This is a genomic window from Rhizobium sp. M10 (assembly GCF_002531955.1).
Taxonomy (GTDB): domain Bacteria; phylum Pseudomonadota; class Alphaproteobacteria; order Rhizobiales; family Rhizobiaceae; genus Rhizobium; species Rhizobium etli_C.
The window spans coordinates 294,424-320,438 of sequence record NZ_NWTA01000004.1; the positions used below are offsets into that span (position 1 = coordinate 294,424).

A 26,015-nucleotide genomic window follows, 5' to 3' on the forward strand; every position below is an offset into this window, starting at 1 on the left:
GCTGAAGGAGTGCGCGCGCTAGAAGAAATCGAAGTCGCCGGCCGCCTTGCTCAGCGGCTGGGAATGGCCGTGGCGGGTGGCGCCGCCCAGCGCCTTTTGCATCTCGGCCAGCTTGACGAGGCTCAGCGCAGTTGCGACGTCGACGGTCCAGCCGAGCGGGATTTCGCCAGTGATGGTGTCGATGAATTCGGCAAGGCCGCGCGATTTCTGCACCGCCAGATCGATGCCCTGCATGACCTTCATGGCGTCAGGCGAATTCAGAACTTCGGCGCCACCGAGGTCGAGGAGCTGCGGTTCGATGCGCTCGATCAGGTAAGCGACATCGTGCAGTTCGGACACGATGCGCATCAGGATGTCGCTCAGCGCTTCCACAGGCGCGGGCGGCTCCATTACCGGGGTAAATGTCATATCAAAATCCTCGCCATCAAAAAAATTCGATACTGGTTTCGGCGGGCTTCTGCGGAGCGGCGGGGCGCTGCTCGAGAGCGACGGTTCTCTGGGTTTCGGCGCCGGTCAATGGATATTGCCGGGCACGACCGGAGACCGGCCAAAATTCGAGCTTGCGCCCATGCTCTCCACCTGTGGAGGAGCCGACCACCGGAATGCCTTCATCCCTGAGGAACTGCATGGCGAAGGCCGCGTTCTGCTCACCGACGTTGGAGAAGGTCGAGATCGTCTTGGCGCCGCCGAAGATCTTTGCCTCCAGCCGGTCGCGCCGGGCGCCCTGCTTCAGGAGACCGTTGATCAGCAATTCCATCAGATGCACGCCGTAGCGCGTGGCATCCCCGCCTGAGGTCGGCGACGTCGCCGAACCGGGCAGCAGAAAGTGGTTCATGCCGCCGATGCCGGCGACAGGATCTCTGAGGCACGCAGCCACGCACGAGCCGAGAATGGTCGAGAGGACCGCATTCGGATCGCTCAGAACCTTATACTCGCCTTGAATGATGTGCACGCGGCGGGCTGCCCCCTCAGTGATCATTTCAGGGCTCCAAACACGGCTTCGATGGCCGCTTTCATCTTCTCGATCGTGAACGGCTTGGCGAGCACGTTGTTGGCGCCGAGCTGGGCGGCCTTCTGCACCAGCGCGCGATCGCCCTGGGCGGTGAGGATGATGAAGGCTGCCTTCTTGGTGTTCGGGTTGGTGCGCACGGCCTGAAGGAAACCGATGCCATCCATCTTCGGCATGTTGAAGTCCGAGATCACCAGATGGTGCGGCTGCTCGGTCATGATCTTCATGCCCTGTTCGCCGTCGCCGGCCGACGTGATCTGCTTGAAACCGAGCTGTGTCAGCGCGTCGCTGAGCAGCAACCGGCTTGTTACCTGATCATCGACGATCAGAACTTTGATTTTCTCCGCGATCGACATTTTATTCGGTCCCTTCCTTTCGGGCGGCTGTCATTTTCAATATTTCCTCACCGATGGCAGACAGTGGCAGCTGCTGCTCAACGGCGCCAAGTTCATGAGCAACCCTTGGCATTCCGTAAACGACACAGGTTTTTTCGTTCTGGCCGAGGGTTCTGGCGCCGGCGTGACGCATTTTCAACAATCCGGCGGCGCCGTCGCGGCCCATTCCGGTCAGAATCACGCCAACGGCGTTGCGGCCGGCCAGTTCCGCAACCGAATCAAAGAGCACGTCCACCGAGGGGCGGTGACCGTTGACCGGGGCGCGGTCGACGAGGCGGCAGCACGGCGCCGAAGCGCCGGTGACCTGGAGATGACGTTCGCCTCCGGGGGCCAGATAGATCTTGCCGATTTCCAGACGGGCGCCGTCGGTCGCCTCCTGCACCACCGGCGCGCAGAGGCGGTTCAGCCGTTCGGCGAAGCTCTTGGTGAAGGTCGGCGGCATGTGCTGGGTGATGACCGTCGGCGGGCAATTGGCCGGGAATTTCTGGAGCACGGCAATCAGCGCCTCGACGCCGCCGGTCGACGAGCCGATCGCGACGATCTTGCGGCCGACGCGGAAATCGGCAACGGAGGGCGGCGGCGCGGCGGCAGCCGCCGGCTGGGAGAACTGGCGCTGCGTGCGGGCGGCGGCCTTGACCTTCTCGGCGAGGTCGCCGAAGGGCCTGGGTTCGCCGGGACCCGGCTTGCCGACGCAATCGAAAGCTCCGATCTCAAGTGCTGCAAGCGTCGCCTCGGCGCCGCGATGGGTCATCGTGGACACCATGATGACGGGCATCGGCCGCAGCGTCATGATCTTTTCAAGGAAATCGAGGCCGTTCATGTTCGGCATCTCGATGTCGAGCGTCACGACGTCGGGGTTCAGCCGCTTGATCGCCTCGCGCGCTTCCAGCGCGTCGCCGGCCTGGCCGATGACGTTGACTTCGGGATCCGAACTCAGGACGGCGGTGATCAGACCGCGCATCGTCGGCGAGTCGTCAACAACGAGAACCCTTGCCGGCGCGCTCATGCCTTCCTCCCGAGACCCTTGGTCGTGTAGCGATAGGTCGTGATGCCGATATTGTCGAAGACGTGTTTCGCCTCGCCGGACACGCGCTCGGAATGGCCGATATAGAGATGGCCGCCTTCCGGCAGCAGGCCGGCGAAACGCTGCCAGATCTTCATCTGCGTCGGCTCGTCGAAATAGATGACGACGTTGCGGCAGAAGATGACGTCGAACTTGCCCTTGAACGGCCACTGCGCCATCAGGTTCAGCTCGTTATAGGTGATCAGCCGCTTGACGCGGTCGTCGACCTGGAATTTCCGGCGGCCCTGCACCTCGACTTCGTTGAACCATTGCTTGCGCATGGCGGGCGACACGGTTTCGAGCGCGGTTTCGTCATAGGCGCCGGCGCGGGCGATCGCCAGAATCTTCGGGTCGATGTCGGTCGCCAGGATCTTGAAGTCGTAATCGGCGACATTCGGCATCAGCGACAGCACGGTGAGCGCGATCGAATAGGGTTCCTGCCCGTCGGAGGAAGCGGCCGACCAGATGCGCACCCTGCCGCCGGCTCTCGCGCGCTGCAGAAGCTCCGGCAGCACATGATCGCGCAGATGCTCGAAATGATGGTTTTCGCGGAAGAAGCGGGTGAAGTTGGTCGTCAGATGCGACAGCATTTCGCGGCGCTCCGCCGCACCCGCCGGCGAAGCGACGAGTTCGCAATATTCCCGGAAGCCGGACAGGCCGAGATTGCGGATATGCTTCGACAGACGCGAATAGACCAGCGAGGCCTTCGTCTCGTTGAGGAAGATGCCGGCATCCGAGTAGATCATGGCGGCGATTTCCGTGAGGTCGCGGCGCGTCAGCGGATATTCTCCGCTCGCCAGCACCTCGTCGGCTCCCTGCCTCTGATCCTTTGCACCCATTGCACTCATGCGGCTTCGCTTTCGGTCTCGGAAAAGAGGGCTTCAAGTTCGATCAGGCAGATCATGCGCTTGTCGATGGCGAGAACGCCTCGGGCAAATTGGCGCTCGAGGTCGGAGGAGATTTCGGGTGTCGGCTGAACGATCTCGTCGGTCACCGTCAGAATGTCGGAGACGGCATCGACCAGGAGGCCGACGACCTTGCGGTGGACCTGGGCGACGATGATGACATGACGGGCGGTCGGATCGGCCGGCTTCATGCCGAGGCGGACGGCAAGATCGATGATCGGCAGCACCGCGCCGCGCAAGTTGATGACACCAAGCATATAGGCAGGCGAGTGCGGCATCGCGGTCGCCGGGGTCCAGCCCCGGATTTCGCGAACCGACATGATGTTCACGCAAAATTCCTGATCGCCGATACGGAACGCGATCAGCTCGCGGTCCCCTTCGCTCAGACTTTTTACGGTGTACGACATTGCCTTACCCTACCGCTGCTAACGACATTTCCGCTTTCAGCGACTGGCCGCGCGAAGCGCCGACAACCGCGTCGACATCGAGGATCAGAGCCACGCGGCCGTCGCCGAGGATGGTGGCGGCGGCAATGCCCGGCACGTGGGTGTAGTTGGCTTCCAGGCTCTTGATGACCACCTGACGCTGCCCCTGGATGGCATCGACCATCAGGGCGCGCTGGCCGCCGCCTTCGGATTCCACCAGAAGCGCCACGCCTTCCACAGGATTGGCCTGGGTCGCGCGGAAGTTCAGGATGCGGCCGACATCGACCAGCGGGCAGAAGGAGTTGCGGATCGAGATCAGCCGGTGGTTGGCGCCGAAGGAGTGGATCGCGGCAGCTTCCGGCTGCAGGGTTTCGACGATCGCAGTCAGCGGCACGACCAGCGTCTGGCCGGCAACGGTGACCACCATGCCGTCGAGGACGGCGAGCGTCAGCGGCAGGCTCATGGTGAAGACCGAGCCGTGGCCGGGCTTGGACGTGATGTTGATGCGGCCGCCGAGTGCCTGGATCGAACGCTTGACGACGTCCATGCCGACGCCGCGGCCGGAGATGTCGGAGATCTTGTCGGCGGTCGAGAAGCCCGGCAGGAAGATCAGGTTGTCGATTTCCTCGTCCGACAGGTTGGCGTCGGCCGGGATCAGGTCGTTGTCGATCGCCTTCTGGCGAACCTTCTCGCGGTTGATGCCGGCGCCGTCGTCGGCAAGCTCGATCAGGATGCGACCCGAACGATGCTTGGCGGTGAGGCGGACGGTGCCTTCGGTGTTCTTGCCGGCGGCCGCGCGCTTTTCCGGCGTCTCGATGCCGTGGTCGACGGCGTTGCGGATCATGTGGGTCAGCGGCTCGGCCAGCTTGTCGATGACCGTCTTGTCGACTTCGGTGTTTTCACCTTCGGTGATCAGGCGGATCGACTTGCCGGTCATGTCGGCGATTTCGCGGACGATACGCGACATGCGCTGGAAGACCGGCTTCACCGGCTGGGCGCGGATCGCCATCACCGAGTCCTGGATCTCGCGGGTGAGCTGCTGCAGCTCTTCGAGGCCCATGTTGATCGAGGAGGTGCCGGTCGTGTCGTTCTCGATGACGCTCTGCGACAGCATCGCCTGGTTGATGACCAGTTCGCCGACGAGGTTGATGAGGCGGTCGACACGGTCGAGATCGACGCGGATCGTCTGGCCGGCGCCGGCGGCATTGTTCTGGGCGGCGGCATTTGCCGCGGCGGCCGCGGCAGCGGCCGATTCCTTCTTCTCGACGCGGGCGGCGGCTGCCGCCATCTGCGTGACGTTGGATGCGGTCTCGGCAGCGGCAACGGCGGCCGTCGCATCTTCGGACCGCGCGGCGGAAACCTGTTCCGTGGCGTCCGTCTCGTCGAGGATCGACAGGTCGAAGGGAACCGGCACCATCGGCAGTTCCTCATGGCCGGCCGCGCCGGCGCTTGCTGCCTCGACCGGCTTCACCGTCAGGTCGCAATCCCATTCGGCGAATTCGAAGACGGTACGGATGGCGTCTTCGCCCTTGTCCGTCTTGATCGTGACGTTCCAGAAGAAATAGGCGCCTTCCGGATCGAGCTCCTCGAGACCCGGCAGCTCATCCATATTGCAATAGATGGTCATCTCGCCGAGACGCGAGAGATCGCGCAGCAGAAGAGTGGCGTCATTGCCCTTGGAATAGAGCTCGTAACGCGGCTTGAAGGTGACTTCATAGGCCGGCAGGTCGGAGCCCGCTTCGTCGCCGCCGAAATCGTCGAAGGAAAAGGGGATCGGCTGGAAGCCGCTGTCATCGGTCGGTTTGGGGGTCGGCGCCGGAGCAGCCGGGGCCGCTTTTGCCGCGGCCTTCGGCGCGGGCGCCTCAGCGGCGGCCGAGGGAGACGGCAATTCACCGTTGGCCAGCGCTTCCAACTCCTTGACGAGGCCGCGGCTGCGGCTCTCATCGACGCTGCCGCCGTCGCGCGCGGCATTGGTCAGATCGGCGAGCACGTCGGCCGACTTCAGCATCACCTTCAGGACGTCCTGGGTCGGCTCGAGCTTGTTGGAACGAACGCAATCGAGAGTGGTCTCGAACACATGGGCGAAGGCAACCAGATCATCAAGGCCGAAGGCGCCGGCGCCCCCCTTGATCGAATGCACGGCACGGAACACCGCATTGACGGTTTCCGGATCGCGATCGCCATCGTTCATTTTCAGAAGACCGGATTCCAGCTCGGCGAGCTGTTCCTCGCACTCCTGGAAAAAGATCTCTTTGATTTCGTTCATATCCATAGGAGCAAATCCTGGGTTTAAGCGGTTACACGCTCAATTGCATCGATCAGCTTGGCCGGGTCGAAAGGCTTGACGATCCAGCCCGTGGCGCCGGCCTGGCGGGCGCGGTTCTTCTTTTCCGCGTCGCTCTCGGTCGTCAGGACCAGGATCGGGATCGCCCGATATTTCTCGTTGCGGCGGACACCTTCGATGAAGCCGAAACCGTCGAGGCGCGGCATGTTGATGTCGGTCACGATGACGTCAGGATTGGACTCTTCGAGAACCTCGAGACCCTCGACGCCGTCTTCCGCCTGGATGGTCTCGAAGCCGGCATTGTTCAGGGTCACGAGCAGCATGTTTCGGATGGTGCGGGAATCATCCACGGTCAGTACTTTTTTCTTCATTGCCGAATCTCCTTGGCAAGCAGGTGGTCAATATTGACGCCAACCAGCTGCATGGTTTTTTGAAATGCGTCGGACACCTTGGAGAAGGTGAACGGCTGCTGGTCCTGCGCCCAGGTCTTCTCGGCGGACATCAGGACCTGTGCGCAAAGAGCACCGATCCGCTCAACGCCGGACGCGTCGATCGAAAGACCGCTGCCCCTGAACGAGAGGAGTTTTTCACGCAAGGCGGAAGCCTCGTTGAGGTCGAGCACCGCTGTCAAATTCAGCGTCTTGCCACTCTTCTTTGCTACCATCAGCTTGTCCTTGTCCCCTTGTCCCCGGCCCGAAAAGATGAGCTGAGGCGATAATCCGATAGGTTAGTAAACATTCCGCCCACCTCCGACGCTTGCGAGCGACTGGGGAAGGCCAAAATCGTCATTTTCATATTCGTCCTCGACCGTTGCGGCGCGGGCGGCGGCGTCGACGACGCGCGACGGCGCCACGCGGACCGGCGCCGGCCGGCCGGCATGGGCGTTTTCGCGGGCGATGCGGAACTCGCGCACCGTGCGGCCGAGCTCGAGAATGACGGTGTGGAGATGGTCGGCGCCTTGCGTCGAACGCTCCGCAAGGCCGGCGCTATCGGCCATCTCGGCGCCCAGGCCCTTGACGTCCGCGGCCACGCCGTCGAGGCTTGCGGCATGTTCGCCGGTCCTTGTGGCGATGCCTGAGATGGCGGCATTGATGTCGGTGACCTGGCGCACGATGCTGCCGATCGAATCCTGCGTACGGCCGACCATCTGCACGCCGGCGTCGACCTGCGCCTTGGTGGTCGTCACCAGCGTCTTGATCTCGCGGGCGGCTTCGGCCGAGCGCTGGGCCAGTGCCCGGACTTCCTGGGCGACGACGGCAAAACCGCGGCCGGAATCACCGGCGCGCGCCGCCTCGATGCCGGCATTCAGCGCCAGAAGATTGGTCTGGAAGGCGATCTCGTCGATCGCGCCGATGATCTGGCCGATTTTTTCGGCCGACTGCTCGATATCGGCCATGGCGCTGATCGCGCGGCCGACGACCTCGCCGCTTTCCTCGACGGCTGCACGCGTCGAGGCGGCCGCCTGTTCGGCGGCGCGGCTGTCGGCGGCGCCGTCACGCACGCTGCCGGCAATGCCGGCAAGGGCGGTGGCGGAATGCTGCAGCCGGTCGGCCTGGCCGGACGCACTGCCGGCGAACTGCCGCGACAGGTCGGCAAGCGACGCCGTTGCCGCTTCAGCCTTGACCGTGCGTCCGGTGATGTCGGCGAATTCGGCCCGGAGACCATCCAAGGCGCCGTTCAGCGCGGCGGCGATCCCGGCATAGGCGCCGTCGGCATCGACGGGAGCGCGCCGGGTCAGATCGCGGGCGGCCAGGCCTTCAATGACATCGCCGAAGATCCTGACGATCTCGGCCTCATTATCGGCGCGCTGATCGGCAAGCGCGCGATGCTGGGCGGCGCGCAGCGCATTGAAGCGGAGCGACACGGCGATTTCCACATCGACCATGACGATGCGGATGATCGCCGTCATCAGTTCGGAGATTTCGCGGGTGCGGCGCTTGGCCGACGGCAGCAGCGGCCGGCCGGCGATCTCCTCGGCGAGGCCGGAAAGGACGTGCTCCAGCATGACGCCGTGACCGGCGACGTGCCAGCGCGGGTCGAGACCCATCTTGTTTTCGGTATCGGAGAGAACCTTGACGCGCTCGGCATAGAGGCTGTCGAAGCGGGCATCCGTCAGCACGTCCCAATGCGAGGACTGGAGATCATGCAGGCGTTCGACCTGGCGCTCGCTCTCGAAATTGCGCGAGGCGTCGGGGAATGACTGGAACCGGTGGAAGAGGTCACGCAGCCCGGCCTTCAGATAGGCTTCGAGGGCCGGCCGGTTGCGGCGCACCAGCTCGCACTGCTCGGCATCGAGACCGGCAAAACGCAGGCGGTCGCGCAAGCTGCCTGCCTGCGCTCCACGAGCCTGATCTGATGGCATGTCCTGCCTCAACGCCTGTCCCCAACCCACTTTTCCAGGCGAATGCCCGGCTAAAACTTTCGCTGCATCCGATGAACGCAAAGCGTGGAGACGGTCCCTGGCCTCCGGTACAACCGGCGGCTCAAAACCCCCTGATCAGCCATGTTTCGGAGCTGTCTGAAGAGATGGATACCGGATCGACCCGGTACGGCGGTACGGCGTCATGCCTGGTGGGAACGAGTGCATCTTCCCATTCCGACGTGTAACCCAATGTTTATGGTTAATTCCTTGCCTGAAGGTTAATAAGCCTGTCCAGGCGCCGGCTTTTGAAGCAATTCAAGGCAGTTCGCGAAAATACTGCCGGAGAGTTGCACGGCTGCTACAAGGCACACGCAAGCTCCGTGTTATATGCCGGTCGACAACCAAGACATGACGTCGACAAGGACAGAGCAATGATTGTTCTCGGATTGGGTTCCTGCTTGATCGCAATGGGCGTGCTTGCAGCCATCGCCCGGCTCGATTCCCTCGCCGCAAACCGCGACATCCGCATGCTTCGCGTGTTCTGACTTCCCTTCCCCGTTGGCAGTCCGGCGCCTTTGGTGTAATCGCACTCGCGCCTTTCATGTCAGCGGAACACTAAGTTCATGTCCCCCAGATCTGGTCTTCTCATCGTTCTCGGCTTCACGCTCTGGCGCGTCGTCACGCTCAATTTCGATGCGACGGACCTTTTCGTCGATGAGGCGCAATACTGGTTCTGGGCGCAGAATCTCGATCTCGGCTATTACTCCAAGCCGCCGATGATCGCCTGGGTGATCCGGGCGATGACCGAGCTTTCCGGCTCCAACGCCATCTACTTCATCAGGCTGCTCGGGCCATTGATCCACATGGCGGCGGCACTGGTGCTGATGAAGGTGGCGAAGCGTTTCGTCGGGCTCGAGATCGAAGGCTGGACGGGCGCCACCTATATCACGCTGCCAGGGGTGGCGCTTTCCTCGGTGTTCTTCTCGACCGACGTCATCCTGCTGTTCTTCATCGCCATCGCCCTGCTTGCCTATTTCGGCCTGACGCAGCGGCGCTCGGTCGGGCTGGCGCTCGTCATGGGCCTCGGGGTCGGCCTCGCCTTCCTGACGAAATATGCCGTGCTGTTCGTCGTTCCGGGCGGCGCACTCGCCCTGCTTCTTATTCCGGCGGCGCGCATCGCCATCCGGGATTTCATCATCGCCGTCGCGGTCGCGGCGATCGTTGCCTTGCCGAACCTCTGGTGGAACCTGCAGCACGACAATACGACGGTGCGTCATACGCAGGATATCGCCCATTGGAGCGACCTCGGCATCAATTTCCGCCGCGGGCTTGAATTCTTCGCCGCGCAGTTCGGCGTCGTCGGGCCGATCATCTTCTTCGCGATCCTCTGGGCGGTCTACCGGATGATCAAGGGCCGGAGCGACGACCGCGAGAAGATGCTGGTCTGGCTGTCGATGCCGGTGGTGGCGCTGATCACCCTGCAGGCGACGGTCGCCAAGGCCTATGCCAACTGGGCCGTGACCGCCTATGTCGCGGGGACGATCCTCGCCGTCTGGCTGCTTTATCGGCTGTGGCCGAAGGGGCTCAGGCTGTCGCTCACCATCAACGGCGTCGCAAGCCTGCTCTTTCCGCTGGCGACGATGTTTCCGCAGCAGGTGCTGCTGCCGAACGGCGACGAATTGATGAAGCGTTATCTCGGCCGCGCCGAGGTCAGCCGCGAGGCCGCAGCGCTCGCCGATCAGGCCGGCACCGACATCATCGTCACCAACAACCGCGACATGGTCGCCGATCTTTTCTATACGCTGCGCGACGCATCCTACCGGATCTATGCGCGGGCGCCGGCAGGCCTTCCGGAGAGCTATTACGAGCAGGAATTCGCCCTGCCCGCCGAGACCGCCGGCAAGGTGCTTTTCCTGACGGACGGTCCCTTCGCCTGCGCGGCCGAAACGCCCGAGGTGCTGAAGAGCTGGCAGCCGACCGCAGGCTACTACAAGGGCAAGACGCTCTATATCTACAAAGTCTCGGCCACCTGCCTGGCGCCCTGAGTCCGGTTTAGAGCCTTTCCTGGTTAGATTGAAGCATTCTGTTGGCTCAAACGGAGTCGGATGGTCGACCGGCCGGCGCGCGTCGTAGCCCAGTCCTACGGCCAAGCCGGCCGGTCGATCAGCCGGCCCGTTTCAGCCAACCCTCCCGCAGATTTGCCTGGCAAATCTGCAAGACTTGGGAAGCGCCGGACGCACTTGTCGCTCCGCCATAGCGAAGCGGTGCGGCCGGTGGGCCGGGCATCTCTAGCCAGGATCAGAGGCGATCGGCTCGGACGTACCTTGGGGTATGCCCGTCGCCAATCGCCTCTGCCCTGACGAAAACCTGCTCCGGCAGAATGCTTCAATCTAACCAGGAAAGGCTCTAGCCCGGCCGATCGGGAAGGCAGAGGCCGGTGCCCGCGCCTTCGATTTCGACGAACCTGACGCCACCCTCTTCGAAGGCGAGGCGCAGCTGCGCCTCCGTCGCGCGGTGGATGTCGTGGTGGCGTCCCTCGTAATCGCGAATGGTGCTGCGCGAGACGGCAGCCCTTTCGGCCAGGTCGGTCTGGGTCCAGTCGAGCAGGCCACGCGCCGCGCGGCAGAGAGCGGGCGTGAGAATTGTCGCCCTTGCGCCTTGACCCATGATTTTAAGTCACCCATATTGGTTGATATAGACCATATATGTCATATTCAGCGCGGGATTTCCAGATCAGGAGACAGTGATGCCACACGATACGCCCTTGATCTCGACAATCGTCGGCGGCCTTGTGCTGGCTTTCATCTTCGGCGCACTTGCCCATCGGCTGCGCATGCCGCCGCTCGTCGGTTATCTCATCGCCGGCGTGCTGGTCGGGCCGCATACGCCGGGTTACGTGGCCGACCAGAACCTTGCGCCGGAGCTCGCCGAAATCGGCGTTATCCTGCTGATGTTCGGCGTCGGACTGCATTTCTCGCTGAAAGACCTGATGTCGGTGCGCGGCATCGCGCTACCCGGCGCCATCGCACAGATCGCCTTTGCGACATTGCTCGGCTGGGGGCTCGGCGCCCTCATGGGGTGGCCGACCGGCGGCAGCCTGGTGTTCGGCCTGGCGCTTTCGGTTGCCTCCACCGTCGTGCTGCTGAAGGCGCTGCAGGAGCGGCGCCTCGTCGAGACGGAGCGCGGCCGGATCGCCGTCGGCTGGCTGATCGTCGAGGACCTTGCCATGGTTCTGGCGCTGGTGCTGATCCCGGCGGCAGCCGGCATCGGCGGCGAAGGTCATGCTCCGGTCGAGCCGCTTTCGGCCGGGCTGAAACGCCTGTTCGGCCTCGATCTCGGCATTGGCGGCATGATCGCCATGACGCTGGTGAAGGTGGCGCTGTTCGTGGCGCTGATGCTGGTCTTCGGTCGCAAGCTCATTCCCTGGGCGATGCATCGCATCGCCCATACCGGCTCGCGCGAACTCTTCCGGCTCGGCGTGCTGGCGATCGCGCTTGGCGTCGCTTTCGGCGCGGCCAAGCTCTTCGGCGTGTCGCTGGCGCTCGGCGCCTTCTTCGCCGGCATGGTGCTGGCCGAAAGCGAGCTCAGCCATCGCGCCGCGCAGGAAAGCCTGCCGCTACGCGACGCCTTCGCCGTGCTCTTCTTCGTCTCGGTCGGCATGCTGTTCGATCCGAACATCCTGATCGACAGGCCGCTGCTGATCCTTGCTACCCTCTTCATCATCGTTATCGGCAAATCGGTCGCCGCCCTGCTGATCGTGCTCGCCTTCAAGAGGCCGCTCGGCACGGCGCTGACGATTTCGGCGAGCCTCGGCCAGATCGGCGAATTCTCCTTCATCCTCGCCGCCCTCGGCGTCGACCTCGGACTGTTGCCGGAGGAAGGCCGCGACCTGATCCTGGCCGGCGCCATCATCTCGATCATCCTCAATCCGCTGCTGTTCTTCCTCTGCGACCGCATGCGCCCGTTGCTCGAACGGGCAAAACGTCAGGAGAGCGCAGCCGAGCCCGCTGACGCACCCGCTGAAGAAGCGGTGCCGACTGAAGATGACGAGGTGCATCCGAGCAGCCTTCACGGCCACGCCATTGTCGTCGGTTACGGGCGGGTCGGCAGAATCGTCGGGCAGAACCTGAAATCGGCGGGCACGCCCTTCCTCGTCATCGAGGATTCCGACAAGCCTATCGGCGAGCTGAAAGCCCAGGGCATCGAAGCTTTCATGGGCAATGCCGCGGCCACGGAGACGCTCGATCTCGCCAATCTGCCGGCGGCGCGCAGCATTGCCATCGCCATCCCGAACGCCTTCGAAGCCTGCCGCATCGCCGAGCAGGCGCGCAGCGCCAATCCATCCATTCTCATCGTCGCCCGCGCCCATTCCGACGCCGAAGTCGACGCGCTGAAGCAATATGGCGCCGACACCGTCATCATGGGCGAACGCGAAATCGCACTGGGCATGGTTGACCGGCTCGCTCAAGTGCATCATGAGAGTGTGGCCTATGAAGACGATCATGGGCCTGATACAATTGTCCCGACGGATGACCCTCCGCCGGAAAGAGAATGAAAGATTGGCGCGCTTTTGAGCCGATACGGAAGTGACATTGCCGGGACGGAGGAGATGGAGCTGGACCAGCGCCGTCTGACGAACCGTATCGCTGCTTCCCTGCTCTTCGCCGTCCTTGCCTATATCGGCCTGCTTTTCGGCGGCAATCTCATCATCGCGCCGGCCACCGCCGTCAACACGCTTTCCTCGTCCGGCCGCGATCCGCAGCCGCCGCAACTGAGCGCGCGCGATGCCGTGCGCGGGGTGCTTGCCGCCGAGCGCAAGCTTGCGCCGAAACAGGCCGCCTACGACGCCGGGTCGCCTGCCCTTGCCGCTGCCCCGGCTCTCGATTTCGCCGGCTGGAACAGCGCCTCCCCTCTCCCGGCATTCGAAGCTCCGCTTCATGATTCAGTTTTCAGGGCCCATCAGCCGCGCGCACCGCCGGCCGCCGCCTGACATTGCGCCGAGCGGCGCTTCCGAGCATTGACGACATGCCGCCAGCGCCCGAGCGCCGGCCCTCGATTATCTAAGGAATACAACATGCGCAATTCACCCTGGCTGGTGTTCACCTATTCGGTGATCATCGTGATCGGCCTATTGATCGCCCTGCCGAACGCCCTGCCGCAGTCCGTCCTCCAGCGCATCCCCGCATGGCTGCCGCATGAGCAGGTGTCGCTCGGCCTCGACCTTCGCGGCGGTTCCCACCTCGTCCTGGAAGTCGACGAAGCCGACCTGACCAAGGAGCGGCTGCAATCGCTGCTTCAGGACGCGCGCCGCGTGCTGCGCGAAAAGGGCATCCAGCCGAAGGCCGTCGTGCGCAGCCAGAACCAGATCGTCGTAACGCTCGCCGATGCCGCGCAGAGCGATGCGGCCGTCACCGAACTCAAGACGCTCGCCAACCCGATCAGCACCGGCCTCAGCGCCGGCCAGGCGGATCTCGCCGTCACCGCCAACGGCGCCACCATCACCGTCGGCTTCTCGCCGGCCGGCATCTCCGCCAATGTCGATAATGCCGTCCAGCAGAGCCTGGAAGTCATCCGCCAGCGCGTCGACCAGGTCGGCGTCTCCGAGCCGACCATCCAGCGCATCGGTGCCAACCGCGTGCTCGTCCAGCTTCCCGGCGCACAGGATCCGACGCGGCTGCGCCAACTTCTCGGCTCCACGGCCAAGATGTCGTTCCACATGCTGGCGCCGAACAACCAGCCCGGCCCCGGCGTGACGATGATGCAGGACGACGAAGGCCGAACCCATGCTGTTCTCGACCGCGTCGAAATCTCCGGCGACCGCCTTTCGGATGCCCGCGTCAGCTTCGACCCGAACACGCGCGAACCGATCGTCAGCTTCCGCTTCGACAGCGCCGGCTCCACCCGCTTTGCCGAGATTACCCGTCAGAACGTCGGCAATCCCTTCGCCATTGTCCTCGACGACAAGGTGCTGAGCGCCCCCGTCATCCGCGAGCCGATCACCGGCGGTTCCGGCCAGATCTCCGGCAACTTCTCGGCCGACAGCGCCACGACGCTTGCCGCCATGCTGCGCGCCGGCGCCTTGCCCGCAAAGCTGACTGTCATCGAAGAGCGCACGGTCGGCGCCGACCTCGGCGCCGACGCCATCAGGATGGGCCTCTATTCCGGCATCGTCGGCTTTGTTCTCGTCGCAGCCTTCATCTTCGTCCTCTACGGCACCTGGGGCATCCTGGCGAATGTGGCGCTGTTGATCCACACGATCCTGACCCTCTCGGCCCTGACGCTGGTCGGCGCAACGCTGACGCTGCCGGGCATTGCGGGTGTCGTTCTCGGCATCGGCCTTGCGGTCGACGCGAACGTTCTGATCAATGAGCGTATCCGTGAAGAGACCCGCAAGGGCAGGAGCGCCTTTGCCGCCATCGATACGGGTTTCAACCGTGCCTATTCGACCATTATCGACGGCAATATGACGGCCCTGATCGCCGCGAGCATCCTGTTCTTTTTCGGTTCCGGGCCGGTTCGCGGCTTTGCGGTGACCATGGCGCTCGGCCTGATCATCTCAATGTTCACCTCGGTCGCCTTCGTGCGCGTCGCCATGATCGAGATCACCCGCCGCCGCAAGTTCAAGGTGCTGAACATCCGGCCGCTGATCCCCTTCAGCCCGTACGACAAGCATATCCAGTTCATGAAGGCGCGTTTCTTCGGCGTCACCGTTTCGGCGCTGCTTTCGATCGCCTCCGTCGCACTCTTCATCTATCCCGGCCTCAACTACGGCGTCGACTTCCGCGGCGGCATCCAGATGTCCGTCAAGACCCAGGGGACGGCCGATCTGGCGAAGTTCCGCGAAGGCCTGGACAGTCTCGGCCTCGGCGAAATCACGCTGCAGTCCTTCGGCGGCAACAACAGCATTCTCGTGCGCGCGCAGCGCCAGGAGGGCGGCGAAGAGGCGCAGACGGCGGCGGTCACCAAGCTGAAGGCCGAAGTCGCCAGGATCGATCCGACCGCCACTGTCGAAGGCACCGACGTCATCGGTCCGAAGGTCAGCGGCGAGCTTGCCTCGGCCGGCATTCTGTCGGTGGTGATCGCAAGCTTGGCGATGCTGATCTATATCTGGGTGCGGTTCGAATGGCCGTTTGCCGTCGGCGCCATCGTCACGCTGGTGCTCGACGTCACCAAGGCGATCGGCTTCTTCGCGATCACCGGCCTCGACTTCAACCTGACGGCTATCGCCGCCATCCTGACGCTGGTCGGCTATTCGGTGAACGACAAGGTTGTCGTCTATGACCGCATGCGCGAAAATATGAGGCTCTACAAGTCGATGCCGCTGCGCGAGATCATCGACAAGTCGATCAACGAGACCCTGGCGCGAAGCCTTTACACCAACGCGACGGCCTTCCTCGCGCTGGTGCCGATGGCAATCTGGGGCGGCAGCGCCGTCTCGAGCTTCGCGATCCCGATGGTGTTCGGCATTCTGGTGGCCGGCGCCTCGTCGATCTTCATCGCCGCCCCGATCCTGCTCTTCCTCGGCGACTGGCGCCGCCGCCACGCCAAGGCGCCGGCAACCGATGCGGGCGTCGATATCATCCCGCCGGAAGAGGGCCGCTCGCGCAAGTCGGCGAGCTGAAACGGGTCGTTAACGCATCCTTGAACAGGGCGCCGGTTGCAGAACCGGCGCCCTGTTTTTATTGTTGCCTATTGCCAGGATAAAATTATGCAGCAATTCAAGATATTACAGCGTCCGCCGCGCCCTTGAAAAAGGCCTGACGGACGCAGCAGAGATCGGGGAAACCGCCAGATGTCACCCAACCCGACGCGACCGCTTGAGACCACCGGCGACAACGAAGAGCGCATCAAGCGTTTTCTCGCCACCGCCTCGCACGACCTGCAATCGCCGCTACGCCATATCGCCATGTATGCCGAACTGCTGCTCGACGATCTCGGCGAGACGCTCGACGGCGAACAGCTTCAGAGCCTCAGGACGATCATGGAAAAGGCGCAGGCCGCGCAGCGGCTCACCAAGGCATTGATGAGCCTTGCCGGTGGAGCGCCTCAGGTCACGCCCGAAGAGGTCAACCTGCAGGCGCTGGCCGAACATGTCTGGCCCGAACTGGTCGATGAAACAGGGGCGCACGACGCGACGCTTGCCTGCCGGGGGCTGCCCTCCATCCGCACCGACCCTGCCCTGTTCGGTCTGGTGCTGAGGCAGCTCATTTCCAACGCCCTCACCTATCGCGGTTCATCGCCGCCGCATGTGGCGATCACGGCGGAACAGCAGGGAGAAAACTGGTTGATCCGGATTTCCGACAACGGAACCGGCATCGATCCCGCCTATCGGGAGCGGATCTTCGAGCCGTTCTGGAAACTGCCGAAGGCGGGGACAGCCCCCGGCGCCGGCCTCGGCCTGACGACGGCGCAGGAGCTTCTGAAGGCGCTTGGCGGGGATATCAGCCTCGAACGTTCGGACGAAAGCGGCAGCCGCTTCACCATCCGCCTCCCGATTGCCTGAGGCTAAAGCCCTTTGTTTTTATGCATGTCGTTGTCCCGGAACCGCTGCACGCTTCTGGGCGACATGCATTAAATGCTGTAATCGTCCTTCCAGAAATCCGGGACGTCGTAGGTCACATATTCGCGGATAATGTGCTGCAGCGTCTGGGCGTCGATTTCATCCTTGCCGATGCGGAAGTCGACGCCGTAATCGGGAAACTCCTGGAAATAGCCGCCAGATATATCGGTCGAGACGACGCCGATCGGGCCGGTATAGCCGATGCCGCGCAGCTCGGGCACCGTTTCGCGGAAATCGGCATTTGGCAGAAGGCGGTTGTCGAGCAGGATGAGATCGAAGCGCGCCGCGCGGATCTTTTCCAGCGCGTCGCCGATCGACGGCGAATATTCGACTTCGACCAGCGGCTCGGAGAGATCGGCGATCTTCTTCTTGAGCGCGCGGAATTCGATGAACTCGTCGTCGACAAAGAGAACCTTTACCGCATTCTTTCGGACCGTTTCGCTGGTCATCTCATTTTCCCCAGTCCCGAAGTCCATTTTCACGACACCAAACCGTTTCTCAGGGCGATCGCCACCATGTGGACGCGATTCACCGCGTCGAGTTTGCGCGCGGCCGCGGTGATATGCGAATTGACCGTGTGCTCAGACAGACCAAGAATGATGGCAATTTCCGCCGAGGTTTTGCCTTCGCTCGTCCATTTGACGATTTCCGATTCGCGCTGGGTCAGCCGTCCGGACATTTCGTGCGTCAGGATTTCCTCGTAGAGCTTATCGAAAATCCGCATGGCGTCGAGAAGCAGGTCGGCGATCTCGCCCTGATCCGGCTCTTCACGCTCGCCGCTCAGCACCAGGCAATATCGCCGCCCTTCCGGCGTGAACAGCGGAATGAAAAGGAAGACGCCGTTGCGGAACTCGTTGAACAGGCGATCGGAGGGATAGGTAACCGGCTCGGCACTTCTGCCATGGACCGGCGTTGCCAGAAACTGGGCGCTCTTTGCCCGGACAGTCCCGAGCGCCTCTCTCAACGTCGCGATGAAAAGGCCGACGCGGCGCTCGTGGACATTGGTGATGACGACATCGCGTTCACCGAAAGGAGCCGAAGCTTCGGAAATGCGGGCAAGCGCGAAATTGTCGAAGTGATAATGCTGTGCCGCCGCTTTCAGCAGACGGAAAAAATCGGTGCGGTTGATCGCCCGGCTCAGCTCCGGCCCGGCATGAAAAGGAGTTGCCGCGGCATTGCTCATTCCCAATCTTCCTCTCCTCCCCCGATCCCCAAATCTTGGGATATACGTCCTAAACGCGAAGAGCTACAAAAATTGCGAGACGGTTGATGAGAGATATCGAAACGGGGACTTTCGGTACGCAAGGCGGAAATCATCAGTTATCTCAACTACAGGTGATGCACGGGCAGGTTATACTGAGGGGCAGTAGTTCTTACCTGGGTATCGTAAATCTTCACGCGTTCAACATCCATGAATGCGAGAAGGCAGTGCCAGACGTAAGCGCGAGAGAGCCGATAGGCCCATTTAGCTAAGGGGTTGGCTGAAGTTCGTGGCGGCGAACGCGGGTCCATTCGGTTCTCTCAGCGCTTATTTTTAATTCCGTCCGCTTCGTTTCGGTTGCATCTTGGGATGCACACTCGGCCTTGTCAATTGCGGTTTGTCATATCGCCCGGACGAACGCCAGGAAACGCACCATCGGTTTTTGCCGTTTCCTACACTTCAAGATTGAGAACGATCGCGGCGAGGTCAAGCGGCTTCTCGAGGTAAAAATCGGCGCCGGCCTCGAGCGCGCGGGCGCGATCCTCATCGGCATCCGATCCGCTGCAGATCGCAAGCCGCATCGCGCTGAACCGATCGTCGCCGCGCAGCCTGCTCACCAGACCGATGCCGCTGTCGAGCGGCATGTAGAGATCGGCGATCAGCAGCTCCGGCGGAGCCCAGCCTTCGGCCACGCGCTGCTTCAGCGCCTCGAGCGCTGTCTCGGCCGTCGAAAAACAGAACAGATCGACGTCTATCTGCTGCTTCTTGCGGATATAGTCGAGATAGAAGAGATCATCCCTGCTGTCGTCGACGTACACGATGGTAGGCATCCAGCACCATGATTTGGATATTGTTCGATGAACCTCGCCGTCCTTCGCCCTCACGATATCGCGATTTCACGAAAATTCGATCTATCTTATCGAAAAATCATTTCGCAAAAAGCGCGGTGGCGGCTTCGCCTGCCTATTGAGTATTCCTCGATTTCGGAAAAAATGGCCGCGCGAACCGAAGGAGGATACACGGGTGCAGGATAAGGGCAACGTGGACCTGCAGGATCAGCGAAGGCGGCGCTACCGCGCCTTCGCGATTGCTGTCGGCTGCCTGATGTTGCTTCTCGGCGCCAGCGCGCTGGCCGGCTGGCTGTTGCAGATGAAGATTGTCATCTCGCTGATCCCCGGCTTCCCGTCGATGGCTTTCAATACCGCCCTTTGTTTCGTGCTTTCCGGCGTCGGGCTTGCCGTCTCGACGCTGGCCGGCCGCCGCTTTCGCATGGCGGCAACGGTCATGGCGGGGTTTGCAGCGGCGATCGCGGCGGCTCGGCTCGTGGAAATCGCCACGCTCGGGCGGCGCTTCCACAATGTCGACATGCTGATCTCGCAGCTCTTGGTACCGCCCGACTTCATCGCCGAGATCGGCGGCGGCATGGGCCCCAACACGGCATTGATCTTCCTGATCGCCAATTTTTCGCTGCTGCTGTCCCTCTACCTCGAGACGTCGAAAAGCCAGGTGGTACAGGAGCTGACCAGCTACGTCGTCATCACGCTCGGCATGATCGCGCTCGCCGGCTATGTCACCTATGCCGAACAGGGCTACCGCTGGGGCCCCTATGCGGCGATGGCGCTGCATACGGCGATCGGCCTGGTGCTCTTCGGCTCGGGCCTTCTTGCCCGCTCCTGGTGGCTGCAGCCGGCAAACCGGGCGCAGATCCCGCTCTGGATCCCGGCGGCGGTCTGCTTCACCGGCCTTCTTGTCGATCTCTATACGCCGCTTGGCCTTGCCAACGGCATTCTCTACGTGCCGCTGGTGTTGACGGCCCTCTGGTTCGGCAACAGGAATGCGCCGCTCTTCTTCGCCTTTGCCTGCACCGTGCTGCTGATGCTCGGCTTCCTCGCCGTCCGGCACGACGAAGCGGGCTTCTGGCAGGAGATCGCCAACCGCACGATCACCGCCGCCACGCTCTGGCTGATCGCGATCCTCGTCTTCTATTTCCTGCGTAACCACCACAATCTCGAGGCCGAGCGCATCCGCTTCGGCGCATTGGTGCGCAGCACGCCCGATGCCGTCATCGTCATCGACGCACGTGGAACGATCAAGAGTTTCAATCCGGCGGCCGAAAGCATGTTCGGCTATTCCCCGCAGGAGACGATCGGCCGGAACATCAAGATGCTGATGCCCGAGCCCTATCATTCCGAGCACGACGGCTATCTCACCCATTACCGGCAAACCGGCGAGGAGCGCATCATCGGCACGACGCGCATGGTCTCCGGACGGCGCAAGAACGGCATCGTCTTTCCGATCGACGTGTCCATCAGCGTCGTCGTCAGCGGCCAGACCAAGACCTTCGTCGGCATCGTTCGCGACATCAGCGAGCGCGCCCGGCAGGAAGAGCGGATGAAAACGACGCTTGCCCAGCTCGAGGCCTATACCGCCGAACTCGAGCGCAGCAACCACGACCTCGATGAATTCGCCTATATCGCCTCGCATGATCTGAAGGAGCCGCTGCGCGGCCTGCACAACCATTCCCGCTTTCTGCTCGAAGACTATGAGGACAAGCTCGACGATGACGGCGTGCGCCGGCTGAACCGTCTGGTGCGCCTCAGCCAACGCATGGAGAAACTGGTCAACGACCTGCTTTACTTCTCCCGGCTCGGGCGACAGCAGCTGGCGGTCAAACGCGCCGATATCGGTCTGATCGTCAAGGATGTGGTCGCGACAATGGAGCTCCTGCTGGAGGAGCGGCATGCCAAGGTCGTCATCGACGGCCGGCTGCCGGACGTGGTCTGCGACGCGCCGCGGCTGACCGAAGTGTTCCGCAATCTCATCACCAACGCGATCAAATACAACGACAAGCCGGCGCCGCTGGTCTCGATCGGTTATCTCGAACGCTATGTCGGCGAGGACGGCACGGTTGCCCGCAACGTGTTTTTCGTTAGGGATAACGGCAAAGGCATACCCCAGGAATTCCATGAGGATATTTTCCGCATTTTCAAACGTCTCGAAAAGTCGCAGGATTCCGACGACGGGACCGGAGCAGGCCTCACCTTCGTCCGCAAGATCATCGCGCGGCACAACGGCGATATCTGGCTGGAATCCGAAGTCGGCGCCGGCACCACATTCTATTTCACCCTGGGAAAAAAGCGCGAGGGGCAGAATGCAGCAGCGTGACACGCAACCGATCCTCATCGTCGAAGACAGCGAAGACGATTTCGAAGCGACGATGCGCGCCTTCAAGCGCACCAACCTGCGCAACTCGATCCGCTGGGCAGCCTCCGGGCAGGAAGCGCTCGACATGCTCGCGACGATGGTGCCGAAACCCGGGCTGATCCTGCTCGATCTCAACATGCCCGGCCTTGACGGCCGCAAGACCCTGGAGGCGATCAAGTCGAATGACGGCTGGCGCAAGATTCCGGTGGTGATCCTGACGACCTCCGATGACGAGCGCGACATCGAAGGCTGCTATGCGCTCGGCGCCAATACCTATGTGCAGAAGCCGGTCGATCTCGACGGCCTCTTCGCCGCGATCCAGCGGCTGAAGGAATACTGGTTCGAAATCGCGATCCTGCCGCTCGAGGACTGACGCTTTGGCGGAAGACTGCTGCATTCTCATCATCGACGACAATATCGACGATCGCGAGGTCTATCGTCGCATATTGGGCCGCGTCTCCAGCACCGCCTACACCGTCGTCGAGGCGGAAACCGGCCAAGAGGGCCTTGCGCTAAACGGACGCAAGCGGCCGGACTGCATCCTGCTCGACTATTCGCTGCCGGGGCGCGACGGGCTCGGCGTGCTTGCCGATCTATTGGAGGACGACCCTGCCGCCAATGTCATCATGCTGACCGGCCAGGGCAGCGAGACCGTCGCCGTCGAAGTGATGAAAGCCGGCGCGCGCGACTATCTCACCAAAGATTCGCTTTCGCCGGAAACGCTGCATCGCTGCATCCAGAACGCCATCATGCACGGCATGCTGGAAGCACAGCTGGAGCAGAAGCGGCAATCGCTCGAGATCTTCACGCGCGCCATGGCCCATGATCTGAAGGAGCCGCTCCGGACGATCAAATCCTTCAGCCGCATCCTGCACGGTTCCGCGGCACTTCCGGCCGAAGACCGGGAACTGCTCGACTATGTGCTGAGCGCCGCCGACCATATGGAAGACCTGATCGTCAAGGTCTCGGGTTTCACCAAGCTCGAAGCCTATGGCGGGCCGGAGCTGACGCCGGTCGCGCTGTCCGATGTACTCAACCAGGTGGAGGACAATCTGCGCCAGCAGATGGAGAGCCGCGGCGCCGCGATCATTCGCGGGGCGCTGCCGGAGGTCATGGGCGATGCGACGCTGCTGACCCAGCTTCTGCAGAACCTGGTGTCGAATGCCATCCGCTATTGCGATCAAAAAGCTCCGGAGGTGACGATCTCGGGCGAAGCGCAGGGAGATAGCTGCCGCCTGACGGTGCGTGACAACGGACCGGGCATCGATCCCCAGCACCGCGAGCTGATCTTCCAGCCGTTCAAGCGGCTGGTCGGCCGCGGCATCGAGGGCACCGGGCTCGGCCTTGCCATCTGCCGCCGCATCGCGCAGCTGCATGGCGGCGCGATCTGGTGCGAACCGGACAAGGGGCCTGGCGCCACCTTCATCGTCGAAATACCGCTCGCCGCGGCGCGGCCCGCGCCGCCGGCCGCATCGGCCGTTCCGCCCAGCGCAAAGCCTGCGGAGCAGCCGGGCGAAGGTTCCGGCAGGCTTGCCGAAGTGCTGCTCGTCGAAGACAGCCCGGCCGACATCCAGATTCTGAAGATCAAGCTGATGCGGCGGGAGAAGGTGACCTTCAACCTGCATGTCGCCACCAACGGACGCGAGGCGATGCGGCTGCTCGAAGAGCGCGCCGGCATCGCCGACGTGCCGCAGATCGACCTGATGCTGCTCGACATCAACATGCCGATCATGGACGGCTTCGAGGTGCTGAACGCACTGTCGGCCGACGCCCGTCTGAAACGGATTCCCGTCTGCATTCTCAGCACCTCGAGCGATGAGACCGACATGCAGCGGGCCAGAAATCTCGGCGCGCGCGCCTATATGGTCAAGCCGCCGACCCTGCAGCAACTGGAAGAGGCCCTCGAAGATGTCGATCATTTGGAACTGCTGCAGCGCGGCGATTTGCTTGCGCTTTGTGCGGAACAAAACTAAGCGGTGGTCATTGGCAACGGTATGATCTTCGCAACTTTCATACTCGCGCTCCTGACGACGCCGCTTCAATCAGGACTGCTCTCGATGGTATCAGGCATACATCACGTGACGGCCATCACCCGAAAGGTGCAGGCAAACGTGGACTTTTACGCCGGCTTCCTCGGCATGCGGCTCGTCAAGCAGACGGCCGGTTACGAGGACGCGACGCAGCTCCATATCTTCTACGGCGATGCGGCGGGGACGCCGGGTTCGCTCGTCAGCTTCCTCGTCTGGGAGGACGGCGCCCCCGGCCGGGCAGGCTACGGCCAGATCAGCGAGATTTCGCTGGCGATCGATCCGGCGAGCATCGGCTACTGGCTGACGCGCGCCATGAGCTTCGGCCTGCGCTCCGAGGGGCCGGCCGACGAATTCGGCGAGCCTGTTCTCCGGCTGAAAGACCCCGACAATATCATCCTCAAGCTCGCAGGCGCCAAGAACCTCACATCGCCGGCAGCCTGGGACGGCGCCTCGATCCCGGTCGAACATGCCGTCCAGCGCGTGCGCGGCGCGACCATGTTGACGGAAAAACCCGCCGACAGCCGCGGCTTTCTCGAGCGGCATTTCGGTTACCGCTTCCAGGCCAGCCGCGGCACGATCGACAGGCTGGTTTCGCAATCCGGCGACGTCATCGACGTACGCGATGCGCGCGGCTTCTGGTCGGGGGCGCCGGGCACCGGCACCGTCGATCATGTCGCCTTCCGCGCCCCCGACGAGGAGACGCTGCGTTCGGTATCCAAGGCGCTGGAGAAGACCGATGCATCGCCGACCAACATGCACGACCGCAAGTATTTCCGCTCGCTCTATGCCCGCGAGCCGGGCGGCACGCTGGTGGAGCTGGCAACCGACAAGCCCGGCATGATTGTTGACGAAGAGCATGCGGCCCTCGGCAGCAAGCTGTTCGCGCCGCCGGAAGCGATCACCAATCTCGACGACCTGAAGGTGATTCTGCCGCAATTTTCGATGCCCGGCCAACCGCGCATCAATTACCGCGAGCTGCCCTTCGTCCATCGCTTCTACACGCCGCCGAATCCCGACGGCAGTGTCTTCGTGCTGCTGCACGGCTCAGGTGGCAATGAGACGACCTTGATGCCGCTGCTGAACAAGGCGGCGCCGCGCGCAACCCTCATGGGCGTGCGGGGCCGTGCGACGGAAGAGGGTTTTCCGCGCTGGTACAAGCGCATCACGCCCTTCTCCTTCGACCAGAACGACATCAAGACCGAGGCGGAGGCCTTCGCGGCCTTCATCGAAGGCGCCGTCAAATCTTATGGGCTCGATCCGAAGAAGGTCGTCTATGTCGGCTATTCGAATGGCGCGAACCTTCTGAACTCGCTGCTCTATCTGCATCCGAACCTCGTTCACAAGGCGGTGCTGCTGCGCTCCATGCCTGTCCTCAGCGACTATCCGCATGCCGATCTCAAGGGCACGGACCTGCTCGTCATCAGCGGCAAGACGGATGCCTACGGCAAATATGCGAGCGAACTGGAAGAGAGGCTGAAGAGTTCGGGCGCCACTGTCGATTCCGACGTCATCCCCGGCGGTCACGACCTCGGTGATGCCGATGTGCCGATCATCCAGAAGTGGCTGCTCCAGAGTATGGGCGATGATCCCCCGCCACTGGAGCAGCAAGCGGTCAAGCCGACGAGCGAGACGCTCGGGCGACCATGATGCCGGCAAGCACCACTGCGGCGCCGAGCGCCTGCATCGTCCCGATCGCCTCATTGAGCAGCGCCCAGGCGAGGATCGCGGCGACGACCGGCTGAAGCAGCAGCGTCAGCGATGAAAAGGCGGGCGGCAGATAGGCCAGCGCATAGGTGATCGCCACCTGGCCGCCGGCATGGCTGATGAAGGCGAGGCCGAAGAGCATCGACCAGCCGTAAAGGGTGGCCGGCAGCATCTGGCCTTCGAAGAAGAAGGCTATCGGAAAGATGCAGACGGCAGCCGATGCCGTGCTCCACAGCATGATGCGGATCGTATCGAACCGACTGCGCAGCCTGCCGATCGCCAGGATATAGCAGGCATAGAAGAAGGCGGCGATCATCGCGGCGCCGTCGCCGCTCAAATCGCCATTGCCGAGCCCTGCCGGACCGCCTTTCAGAATAACGACCCCGGCAAGCGCCAGAAGCAGCCCCAACAGGAAGACGCTGCTGGTTCTCGCCCTGAAAAACAGGACGGCGATCAGCGTGACGAAAACGGGCGCGAGATTGGCAAGCAGCGTCGCGTTGGCGACCGAGGTCATGGTGAGCGAAAGGTGCCAGGCGGCAAGGTCGAGCGCCAGCATGACGCCCGGCAGAACCAGCATGCCGGAGTCGGCAAGGCTTTGCGGTCTGGGTCCGGCATTCTTCTTCAGCAGCGAGACGATGAAGATCGGGATCAGCGCCAGCGTCACGCGCCAGAAGGCGGTGGCCATCGGCCCGACCTCGGACAGCCGCACGAAGATCGGCGAGCCGCCGATTGCCGCGCCGCCGAGAACGAGGGCCGCAAGAGCGAGACGATTGGAAGGCGAGGCCTCGGAAAGGGTGGAAGCGGTCTGCGACATGATCTCGATATTTCCGATCGCCGCCCGAACACCGGCAGCGGGCCACTGATTGCCGAGTG

25 protein-coding genes are annotated in these 26,015 nt (G+C 62.9%); 10 read left to right on the plus strand and 15 right to left on the minus strand.

The genetic code is table 11. The features are described 5' to 3' along the window. Positions 1-18 precede the first annotated feature (18 nt). The 10 genes from CO671_RS09075 to CO671_RS09120 form a co-directional block, all read right to left on the minus strand. Positions 19-408, minus strand: coding sequence for a hypothetical protein (locus CO671_RS09075; RefSeq protein ID WP_097582510.1), 390 nt, complete (start codon positions 406-408; stop codon positions 19-21). Positions 409-424: 16 nt separating this feature from the next. Beyond that, positions 425-979 (minus strand): chemoreceptor glutamine deamidase CheD, encoded by a 555-nt coding sequence (gene cheD / locus CO671_RS09080; protein ID WP_097605650.1) that lies wholly within the window; start codon positions 977-979, stop codon positions 425-427. Further along, entirely contained in the window at positions 976-1,365 is a 390-nt protein-coding gene (locus CO671_RS09085) for a response regulator (RefSeq protein WP_004672258.1), read from the minus strand. The genes cheD and CO671_RS09085 overlap by 4 nt, the downstream gene beginning before the upstream one ends. 1 nt (position 1,366) lies before the next feature. Further along, positions 1,367-2,410 carry a protein-glutamate O-methylesterase CheB gene (gene cheB / locus CO671_RS09090; protein ID WP_097605651.1) on the minus strand — a complete coding sequence of 348 codons (1,044 nt, stop codon included), beginning with the start codon at positions 2,408-2,410 and terminating at the stop codon, positions 1,367-1,369. Continuing rightward, positions 2,407-3,315, minus strand: coding sequence for a protein-glutamate O-methyltransferase CheR (gene cheR / locus CO671_RS09095; protein WP_097605652.1), 909 nt, complete (start codon positions 3,313-3,315; stop codon positions 2,407-2,409). The genes cheB and cheR overlap by 4 nt, the downstream gene beginning before the upstream one ends. Next, positions 3,312-3,779 carry a chemotaxis protein CheW gene (locus CO671_RS09100; protein WP_097605653.1) on the minus strand — a complete coding sequence of 156 codons (468 nt, stop codon included), beginning with the start codon at positions 3,777-3,779 and terminating at the stop codon, positions 3,312-3,314. Before CO671_RS09100 ends, cheR begins: the two co-directional genes overlap by 4 nt. A 4-nt stretch (positions 3,780-3,783) precedes the next feature. Next, a complete protein-coding gene (locus CO671_RS09105; protein WP_097605654.1) occupies positions 3,784-6,069 on the minus strand; it encodes a chemotaxis protein CheA in 2,286 nt (761 codons plus the stop codon). A gap of 17 nt (positions 6,070-6,086) precedes the next feature. Further along, on the minus strand, positions 6,087-6,452 hold the full coding sequence (gene cheY1, locus CO671_RS09110) for a chemotaxis response regulator CheY1 (RefSeq protein ID WP_003570362.1): 366 nt from the start codon (positions 6,450-6,452) through the stop codon (positions 6,087-6,089). Further along, on the minus strand, positions 6,449-6,745 hold the full coding sequence (locus CO671_RS09115; RefSeq protein ID WP_097605655.1) for an STAS domain-containing protein: 297 nt from the start codon (positions 6,743-6,745) through the stop codon (positions 6,449-6,451). Before CO671_RS09115 ends, cheY1 begins: the two co-directional genes overlap by 4 nt. Before the next feature lie 63 nt (positions 6,746-6,808). Next, on the minus strand, positions 6,809-8,443 hold the full coding sequence (locus CO671_RS09120; RefSeq protein WP_097605656.1) for a globin-coupled sensor protein: 1,635 nt from the start codon (positions 8,441-8,443) through the stop codon (positions 6,809-6,811). A gap of 305 nt (positions 8,444-8,748) precedes the next feature. Here CO671_RS09120 and CO671_RS33330 point away from each other — a divergent pair, with 305 nt between their 5' ends. Further along, positions 8,749-8,988: a hypothetical protein gene (locus CO671_RS33330; RefSeq protein WP_141514460.1), complete on the plus strand. Its 240-nt coding sequence runs from the start codon at positions 8,749-8,751 to the stop codon at positions 8,986-8,988. A gap of 78 nt (positions 8,989-9,066) precedes the next feature. Continuing rightward, positions 9,067-10,488 (plus strand): glycosyltransferase family 39 protein, encoded by a 1,422-nt coding sequence (locus CO671_RS09125; RefSeq protein WP_097605657.1) that lies wholly within the window; start codon positions 9,067-9,069, stop codon positions 10,486-10,488. 361 nt (positions 10,489-10,849) lie between these two features. Here the strand turns inward: CO671_RS09125 and CO671_RS09140 are convergent, their stop codons facing one another. Further along, on the minus strand, positions 10,850-11,110 hold the full coding sequence (locus CO671_RS09140) for a helix-turn-helix transcriptional regulator (protein ID WP_097582495.1): 261 nt from the start codon (positions 11,108-11,110) through the stop codon (positions 10,850-10,852). A 79-nt stretch (positions 11,111-11,189) separates the two neighbouring features. On the opposite strand from CO671_RS09140, the gene ybaL reads away from it, so the two are divergent. The 4 genes from ybaL to CO671_RS09160 all read left to right on the plus strand — a co-directional run bounded on the left by ybaL (position 11,190) and on the right by CO671_RS09160 (position 16,946). Continuing rightward, positions 11,190-12,998, plus strand: coding sequence for a YbaL family putative K(+) efflux transporter (gene ybaL, locus CO671_RS09145; protein WP_097605658.1), 1,809 nt, complete (start codon positions 11,190-11,192; stop codon positions 12,996-12,998). A gap of 54 nt (positions 12,999-13,052) precedes the next feature. Continuing rightward, positions 13,053-13,433 (plus strand): hypothetical protein, encoded by a 381-nt coding sequence (locus CO671_RS09150; protein WP_097605659.1) that lies wholly within the window; start codon positions 13,053-13,055, stop codon positions 13,431-13,433. Positions 13,434-13,517: 84 nt separating this feature from the next. Next, positions 13,518-16,064 (plus strand): protein translocase subunit SecD, encoded by a 2,547-nt coding sequence (gene secD, locus CO671_RS09155; RefSeq protein ID WP_097605660.1) that lies wholly within the window; start codon positions 13,518-13,520, stop codon positions 16,062-16,064. Positions 16,065-16,235: 171 nt separating this feature from the next. Beyond that, entirely contained in the window at positions 16,236-16,946 is a 711-nt protein-coding gene (locus tag CO671_RS09160; protein ID WP_097605661.1) for a HAMP domain-containing sensor histidine kinase, read from the plus strand. 68 nt (positions 16,947-17,014) lie between these two features. Here the strand turns inward: CO671_RS09160 and CO671_RS09165 are convergent, their stop codons facing one another. The 3 genes from CO671_RS09165 to CO671_RS09175 form a co-directional block, all read right to left on the minus strand. Beyond that, positions 17,015-17,452: a response regulator gene (locus CO671_RS09165; protein WP_010022093.1), complete on the minus strand. Its 438-nt coding sequence runs from the start codon at positions 17,450-17,452 to the stop codon at positions 17,015-17,017. A gap of 29 nt (positions 17,453-17,481) precedes the next feature. Further along, a complete protein-coding gene (locus CO671_RS09170) occupies positions 17,482-18,186 on the minus strand; it encodes a LuxR C-terminal-related transcriptional regulator (protein WP_097605662.1) in 705 nt (234 codons plus the stop codon). Between the two features lie 470 nt (positions 18,187-18,656). Beyond that, positions 18,657-19,034: a response regulator gene (locus tag CO671_RS09175; protein ID WP_064681162.1), complete on the minus strand. Its 378-nt coding sequence runs from the start codon at positions 19,032-19,034 to the stop codon at positions 18,657-18,659. Between the two features lie 193 nt (positions 19,035-19,227). On the opposite strand from CO671_RS09175, the gene CO671_RS09180 reads away from it, so the two are divergent. From CO671_RS09180 to CO671_RS09195, 4 genes are read left to right on the plus strand one after another with little or no spacing between them, the layout of a single operon-like run. After that, entirely contained in the window at positions 19,228-21,369 is a 2,142-nt protein-coding gene (locus CO671_RS09180) for a PAS domain-containing sensor histidine kinase (RefSeq protein WP_097605663.1), read from the plus strand. After that, complete coding sequence (locus CO671_RS09185; RefSeq protein WP_064681164.1) at positions 21,356-21,781, plus strand: response regulator; 426 nt, start codon at positions 21,356-21,358, stop codon at positions 21,779-21,781. Before CO671_RS09180 ends, CO671_RS09185 begins: the two co-directional genes overlap by 14 nt. 4 nt (positions 21,782-21,785) lie before the next feature. Beyond that, positions 21,786-23,381 (plus strand): response regulator, encoded by a 1,596-nt coding sequence (locus CO671_RS09190; protein WP_097605664.1) that lies wholly within the window; start codon positions 21,786-21,788, stop codon positions 23,379-23,381. A 21-nt stretch (positions 23,382-23,402) separates the two neighbouring features. Continuing rightward, positions 23,403-25,085 carry a VOC family protein gene (locus CO671_RS09195; protein ID WP_245424963.1) on the plus strand — a complete coding sequence of 561 codons (1,683 nt, stop codon included), beginning with the start codon at positions 23,403-23,405 and terminating at the stop codon, positions 25,083-25,085. Here the strand turns inward: CO671_RS09195 and CO671_RS09200 are convergent. Then, positions 25,051-25,956: a DMT family transporter gene (locus tag CO671_RS09200; RefSeq protein ID WP_097605665.1), complete on the minus strand. Its 906-nt coding sequence runs from the start codon at positions 25,954-25,956 to the stop codon at positions 25,051-25,053. The two genes, CO671_RS09195 and CO671_RS09200, sit on opposite strands and share 35 nt — an antisense overlap. Positions 25,957-26,015 lie beyond the last annotated feature (59 nt).

Bases quoted from the DNA above. Each gene is read 5' to 3' on its own strand.
- CO671_RS09075 (WP_097582510.1), bottom strand. From the start codon at position 408: ATGACATTTACCCCGGTAATGGAGCCGCCCGCGCCTGTGGAAGCGCTG.
- cheD (WP_097605650.1), bottom strand. From the start codon at position 979: ATGATCACTGAGGGGGCAGCCCGCCGCGTGCACATCATTCAAGGCGAG.
- CO671_RS09085 (WP_004672258.1), bottom strand. From the start codon at position 1,365: ATGTCGATCGCGGAGAAAATCAAAGTTCTGATCGTCGATGATCAGGTA.
- cheB (WP_097605651.1), bottom strand. From the start codon at position 2,410: ATGAGCGCGCCGGCAAGGGTTCTCGTTGTTGACGACTCGCCGACGATG.
- cheR (WP_097605652.1), bottom strand. From the start codon at position 3,315: ATGAGTGCAATGGGTGCAAAGGATCAGAGGCAGGGAGCCGACGAGGTG.
- CO671_RS09100 (WP_097605653.1), bottom strand. From the start codon at position 3,779: ATGTCGTACACCGTAAAAAGTCTGAGCGAAGGGGACCGCGAGCTGATC.
- CO671_RS09105 (WP_097605654.1), bottom strand. From the start codon at position 6,069: ATGGATATGAACGAAATCAAAGAGATCTTTTTCCAGGAGTGCGAGGAA.
- cheY1 (WP_003570362.1), bottom strand. From the start codon at position 6,452: ATGAAGAAAAAAGTACTGACCGTGGATGATTCCCGCACCATCCGAAAC.
- CO671_RS09115 (WP_097605655.1), bottom strand. From the start codon at position 6,745: ATGGTAGCAAAGAAGAGTGGCAAGACGCTGAATTTGACAGCGGTGCTC.
- CO671_RS09120 (WP_097605656.1), bottom strand. From the start codon at position 8,443: ATGCCATCAGATCAGGCTCGTGGAGCGCAGGCAGGCAGCTTGCGCGAC.
- CO671_RS09125 (WP_097605657.1), top strand. From the start codon at position 9,067: ATGTCCCCCAGATCTGGTCTTCTCATCGTTCTCGGCTTCACGCTCTGG.
- CO671_RS09140 (WP_097582495.1), bottom strand. From the start codon at position 11,110: ATGGGTCAAGGCGCAAGGGCGACAATTCTCACGCCCGCTCTCTGCCGC.
- ybaL (WP_097605658.1), top strand. From the start codon at position 11,190: ATGCCACACGATACGCCCTTGATCTCGACAATCGTCGGCGGCCTTGTG.
- CO671_RS09150 (WP_097605659.1), top strand. From the start codon at position 13,053: ATGGAGCTGGACCAGCGCCGTCTGACGAACCGTATCGCTGCTTCCCTG.
- secD (WP_097605660.1), top strand. From the start codon at position 13,518: ATGCGCAATTCACCCTGGCTGGTGTTCACCTATTCGGTGATCATCGTG.
- CO671_RS09160 (WP_097605661.1), top strand. From the start codon at position 16,236: ATGTCACCCAACCCGACGCGACCGCTTGAGACCACCGGCGACAACGAA.
- CO671_RS09165 (WP_010022093.1), bottom strand. From the start codon at position 17,452: ATGACCAGCGAAACGGTCCGAAAGAATGCGGTAAAGGTTCTCTTTGTC.
- CO671_RS09170 (WP_097605662.1), bottom strand. From the start codon at position 18,186: ATGAGCAATGCCGCGGCAACTCCTTTTCATGCCGGGCCGGAGCTGAGC.
- CO671_RS09175 (WP_064681162.1), bottom strand. From the start codon at position 19,034: ATGCCTACCATCGTGTACGTCGACGACAGCAGGGATGATCTCTTCTAT.
- CO671_RS09185 (WP_064681164.1), top strand. From the start codon at position 21,356: ATGCAGCAGCGTGACACGCAACCGATCCTCATCGTCGAAGACAGCGAA.
- CO671_RS09195 (WP_245424963.1), top strand. From the start codon at position 23,403: ATGATCTTCGCAACTTTCATACTCGCGCTCCTGACGACGCCGCTTCAA.
- CO671_RS09200 (WP_097605665.1), bottom strand. From the start codon at position 25,956: ATGTCGCAGACCGCTTCCACCCTTTCCGAGGCCTCGCCTTCCAATCGT.